4 protein-coding genes and 1 pseudogene are annotated in these 4,506 nt (G+C 56.9%); 3 read left to right on the top strand and 2 right to left on the bottom strand.

All coding sequences use genetic code 11. From position 1 onward, the window contains the following. Positions 1 to 498: 498 nt before the first annotated feature. Positions 499 to 2,037 (bottom strand): TolB family protein, encoded by a 1,539-nt coding sequence (locus tag Q363_RS30730; RefSeq protein ID WP_169747202.1) that lies wholly within the window; start codon positions 2,035 to 2,037, stop codon positions 499 to 501. A gap of 188 nt (positions 2,038 to 2,225) precedes the next feature. On the opposite strand from Q363_RS30730, the gene Q363_RS30725 reads away from it, so the two are divergent. Genes Q363_RS30725 through Q363_RS30715 form a run of 3 tightly spaced genes read left to right on the top strand, consistent with a single transcriptional unit; the run spans position 2,226 to position 3,931 of the window. Continuing rightward, positions 2,226 to 2,630, top strand: coding sequence for a winged helix-turn-helix domain-containing protein (locus Q363_RS30725; RefSeq protein ID WP_035358370.1), 405 nt, complete (start codon positions 2,226 to 2,228; stop codon positions 2,628 to 2,630). Next, entirely contained in the window at positions 2,582 to 3,325 is a 744-nt protein-coding gene (locus Q363_RS30720) for a hypothetical protein (protein WP_169747201.1), read from the top strand. The genes Q363_RS30725 and Q363_RS30720 overlap by 49 nt, the downstream gene beginning before the upstream one ends. 36 nt (positions 3,326 to 3,361) lie before the next feature. Then, positions 3,362 to 3,931 carry a cupin domain-containing protein gene (locus Q363_RS30715; protein ID WP_051979579.1) on the top strand — a complete coding sequence of 190 codons (570 nt, stop codon included), beginning with the start codon at positions 3,362 to 3,364 and terminating at the stop codon, positions 3,929 to 3,931. A 318-nt stretch (positions 3,932 to 4,249) separates the two neighbouring features. On the opposite strand, the pseudogene Q363_RS43445 reads toward Q363_RS30715, so the two are convergent. Then, positions 4,250 to 4,506, bottom strand: a pseudogene (locus tag Q363_RS43445) (hypothetical protein); the annotation flags it as partial.

Here is a 4,506-nt window from a genome sequence, read left to right as displayed (position 1 = left end):
ATTGACGCAGCACATTACCTTGGAAGGCGAAAACGCCTCGTCATACAAGGACGACGTCCAGCGAACGTTCGATCTTACTCTTGCGCCGGGAATGAGCAGAATTGCAATCGCCATCGACCGGGCTTATGCGCGCGATCCGCTTCATTACAAGCAAAACTGAGGCTGGTCGGCCAGCCGGGCAGATAGGTGGCTGGTCTTTCGGGTCGGTTCATGCCAAATCGCCAACGCACTCAGCGAAGGCGTCCCTAGACGGCTGTGCTGGACGAGGTCCTGATCTTTCGCAGTTTAAAGTCGCCATCCAGCGCAAACGATTCAATTCACAAAAGATAATTCGCCACCAGTGTCAATGTTGGGTTTAGGCCAAAGAGCAGCGGCGGCAGCCCGGGGCTCAGATCGAACTTACCTATAACCCCGTTTCAGGGAGCAAACGACTGCAATCTCTTAGCTACTACCGCGTAGCCGACTTATTAGTGCCGATCGTGCAAACTGGCCGTCCGCCTACAGCAACAGGCTAGGCCAGTTCAGCACCATCTGAATATCGACATCTCTCGAAGAGCTCTCGCGCGCAATCCCCAGAAACCGTTGCCCATCGCTGCTCACCGCATAGTTCGCATCGTAGTTCGTGTGTAGCTTCAGATTCGCATCAAAGAGGCGCTTTGGCTCGGCTGTCATCCATCCGTTAATGACAGCCATCTTCGCCGCCATCATGCTTCCGTCATCGGCAAGATAGAACAGCTCCTTGCCGTCACGCCGCCACCTCGGCTTGAATCCTCCATCTGTCGAAACCCGCACGCGCTGCGAGCCTCCCGGAAAATCCATCACATAAATCTCCGGATCTCCCGTCTGCATCGAAGAGAACGCCAGCCATCTTCCATCCGGGGAAAAACTCGGCAGCATCCCTTCCTTCCCGTGCGCATCGATCGAGTGCCACTGCGGTCCACTATTGCTCCCATCCTTTAGATCCGTCCAAACCGCCTCCGAGTGCGCGGCATCCGCAATCAGTTCCGCCACCGCATAACGCCCATCCCGGGAGATATCGCCAACACGTGTTCGCGGCGCCACACCCGTCTCCATCACCACCTCTTCCGCTCCTTGCGGAGACACACGGCGCCGTAGCAGCACTCCCCGCCGATTGTCGTTGTAGTAAACCGTGCCGCTATCAACCGACCACGTCGGGTTCGTAGCCCGATTTGAATCCGACAACGGTTCCAGCTTCCCATCCGGCAGCGAAGCAATCCATATCTTCGATTGTCCACTGACCTGGTCCTGCTTGGTGACCGCCACAAACTGGTCATCCTGAGAGAGGTGAATGCCCTCGTAGTCGGCCGGACCTCCCAACACTCCCACCTCACGCCCGGTCCGGTCCCGCCACACCAGCCGTGACAGATCCTGACCAAACTTTCGTATCACCAGGACTCCGGTATCCGAGACGCTGAGCATCCCCGGCCGCTCCAGCAAAATACGCGACGGCCCCGATAGCTCTCCACGATGGACGTCGAAGATCTGCGCGGCGATCTTCCCCGTCTGCTGGCTCAGAAGGCAGTAGATCTTCTTCTCCGGGTCGAGAGCCACAGTGAAGGGGCCGTCGGCCACCACCAGACGACGCTTGGGTTGTCGATGATCCAGCGATTCCAGATACACCCCTCTCTTCTCCGGATCATCCGCCTTGACGTCGTAAAGAAACCGATTCCCATCCGGCAGGAAGAGCGGAAACCAATGCGAATTCTCGCCGCCGGCCCTGTCCACTTGGGTCACAGGAGTCGCTTGCCCCCCCGAAGCGGAAACGTGAAACACGGACTGGTAGGCGGTGCCAAAGAGGATGTCTCCGTTGCGGCTCCACGAGCCCCCGCGTGCATCCACAGCATCGCAAAGCACCATCGGACTGCCCCCCACGGCCGGCATGCGTTTGAGCTTTGCTTCCGCGGCGAATGCGATGTGTTGGCTGTCAGGCGACCAGAACGGCGAAAAGGCGTATCTGGCCCCTTCCAATCGAACAAGTCGGTTTGAGTCGAGACGGCGAAGATAGAGATGGCTCACATCGCCCGTCCTTATTGGAATTGCAATGGAGCCCCCATCCGGTGCCACCGAAACAGAACCGACCACGCGCACCGAGTCAGCATTGGTCTCTCCCTCCGGCAAAGGGATAACCACATTCACCGCCTTGGAAGGCGTCGGTTAAGCCGATCGCGTGGGCGAACGTTGCGGCGACCTATAATTGTGCTCCGATGCCTGAGGCTAATCATCGCGAATCGAGTGGTGGCGTTATCCGATTCGGGGTCTATGAGCTTGACCCGAAGCGCGGCGTGCTGTCGCGCGGGGCAGTTCCGCTGAAGATTCAGCCGCAGCCGTTGCGGGTGCTGGAACTGCTGGTGACGCGGGCTCCGGAGGTGGTGACGCGGGAGGAGCTGGGCGACTACGTCTGGGGGAATGGGGTGAATGTAGATCTGGACCAGAGTTTGAACTTCTGTGTCCGGCAGATTCGCTTGGTGTTGAATGACAGCGCTTCGAATCCGAAGTTTATCGATACCATACCCCACCCCCAACCACCAGAGCAGCAGCCACCCCCGACCACACGAACACTTTGCCGAAGCAGGGGTACCGGTTTATCGGGGAGGTCGTACCGGAGGTGATGCCGCCGGTGGCTGCCGCGTCTGTTTCTGCGGAGCCTGAGCCGCTGCATACGGCGGTAAGCGAGGTGCCAGATAAAACGAACCGGCGGACGACGAAGTCGCTGGACATCTACCGGACGTTGAACGACGAAGCCAATATTGCACACCTCCACGTCTCGCTCGGCTCGGAGCTACTCGCAGAACACAAGTATCGAGATGCCGAGATCGAATCGACCGCTGCTCTCAAAGCTTTCGAGTCTGTACCGAAGCCCGATCTCAGTGACATCTCTATGGCTTATCTAACACGCGGTCGTGCTATCTGCGGTCAGGGAGGGTGCCGCTCCGCGCTGGATGATGTATCACAGGCCCATTCTCTGGCTCTCAACAGATTTCAGGAAAATTCGATCGAGATGATCTCAATCTGGCTGGTTCAAGGACAGATTCAAATGAAAGCCGGGCTGCAGGCAGACGGCGAACAGGCGATGAATGAGGCGCTGCGCCTTGTGCAGTCGCGAACTGACCTGCCCCGCCCATACTTCGTCACCCTGCAACTGGTAGTCCTCCGGGCGCAAAGAACGAGTCTCAAGGCAGCCCACCGGAAGCAGGAGGCGAAGCATGTTGAGGATCAGATCGCACGAATCGAAGCGGAGGCGCCAGCAACTTGCATTGGATGCACGGTAAGTGTCGGGTCTCTGACGTCACAAGAGAAGCGATAAAGTCCAGCATAGGTAATGAAAACGAGAGGTGTCTGAATGCCGATTCTGAGTCGCCGTACTGCGCTCCATGCCTTTGGTATCGCTTCGATCACGTCCTTGTTGCCTGCACAGCCGCTGGGATTTCGCAAAGACGTTGTCACAAAGCCAGGCGAGAACCGATTCGCCTATACCTTTCCCGAAATGCGAAGTGGGGCGGCGTGCAAGCTTACCAACGAGGACAGCCTCGGTACGTGTTCGTTGTTTGAGTTGAGTACACCACATCGAGGGGGACCTCCGAGACATATCCATCACCGTGAGGACGAGTGGTACTACGTTCTGGCCGGTGAATATCTGTTCGAAGTGGGCGATGTGAAATATACATTGCCTGTTGGCGGAAGTATCTGGGCACCACGGGATATTCCGCACGTCTGGGCCAACACAAGTACAACCGAGGGCAGAGTAATCCTTCTGTGTCAGCCCGGCGGATTTGAAAACTTCTTCGACGCAGCTGGAAAGGGCATGATGGACAAGGCGAGTCCTGCACAGATGGAACAAATCATGAACAGATACGGGATGGAGATGTTGGGGCCGCCGATCTTTCCTCCAACCGCTGCCGTTCAGCACTAGTGTCACGTAGAGAGCTTGTAGCCTCAATCGCGAGATCAGGTCTGTGTGTCTTGATATGCTCTGCTGTCGCCTTCAGCTCGTCGTCGGAGCAGTTGTCAAGCACGCGAAACACATCGACTCGCCGTAGCTTGCTTATATCGTCAACCGCGATATTGATGATGAGAGTTGGCCGTGATTCGTTAAAAATCCTTTAACGGGCAATTCGGAAGTTATCCCGTTATGGCCGCAATGTCGGGTTTTCGGCAACTTCCCAAAACCGTTTTAAGGGAACAATGCCTCATCGTTTTTGCATGAGTTCCGAGCGGCAGGACTGACACCTCAGGCAGTCTTCGCGAACGCAGCCTTCGCTGGACCAGCCTTCTTCGCCTTCGCCCAACGCTTTTTCTGTGCAGCTGCGATACGTGCCTTGGCCTCAGCACTGAGAGGCTTCCTTGTCCGCTTGACTATAGGCGAAGCGGCTTTCGCAGGACGGCCTACTTTTCTGGATGTGGAGGCACTGGTCAGGAGCGCCTTTGCCTGTTGAAGAGCGGCAATCTGAGCATCTATTTGGCTGAGGATTGTTGTTAGATCCATGT

This window comes from Edaphobacter aggregans DSM 19364, assembly GCF_000745965.1.
Lineage (GTDB): Bacteria > Acidobacteriota > Terriglobia > Terriglobales > Acidobacteriaceae > Edaphobacter > Edaphobacter aggregans.
Note: the sequence above shows the minus strand (reverse complement) of the source record. Positions and strands in the feature narration are given on the sequence as shown.

Coding starts and splice junctions, on each gene's coding strand:
- Q363_RS30725 (WP_035358370.1), top strand. CDS start 2,226: ATGCCTGAGGCTAATCATCGCGAATCGAGTGGTGGCGTTATCCGATTC.
- Q363_RS30715 (WP_051979579.1), top strand. CDS start 3,362: ATGCCGATTCTGAGTCGCCGTACTGCGCTCCATGCCTTTGGTATCGCT.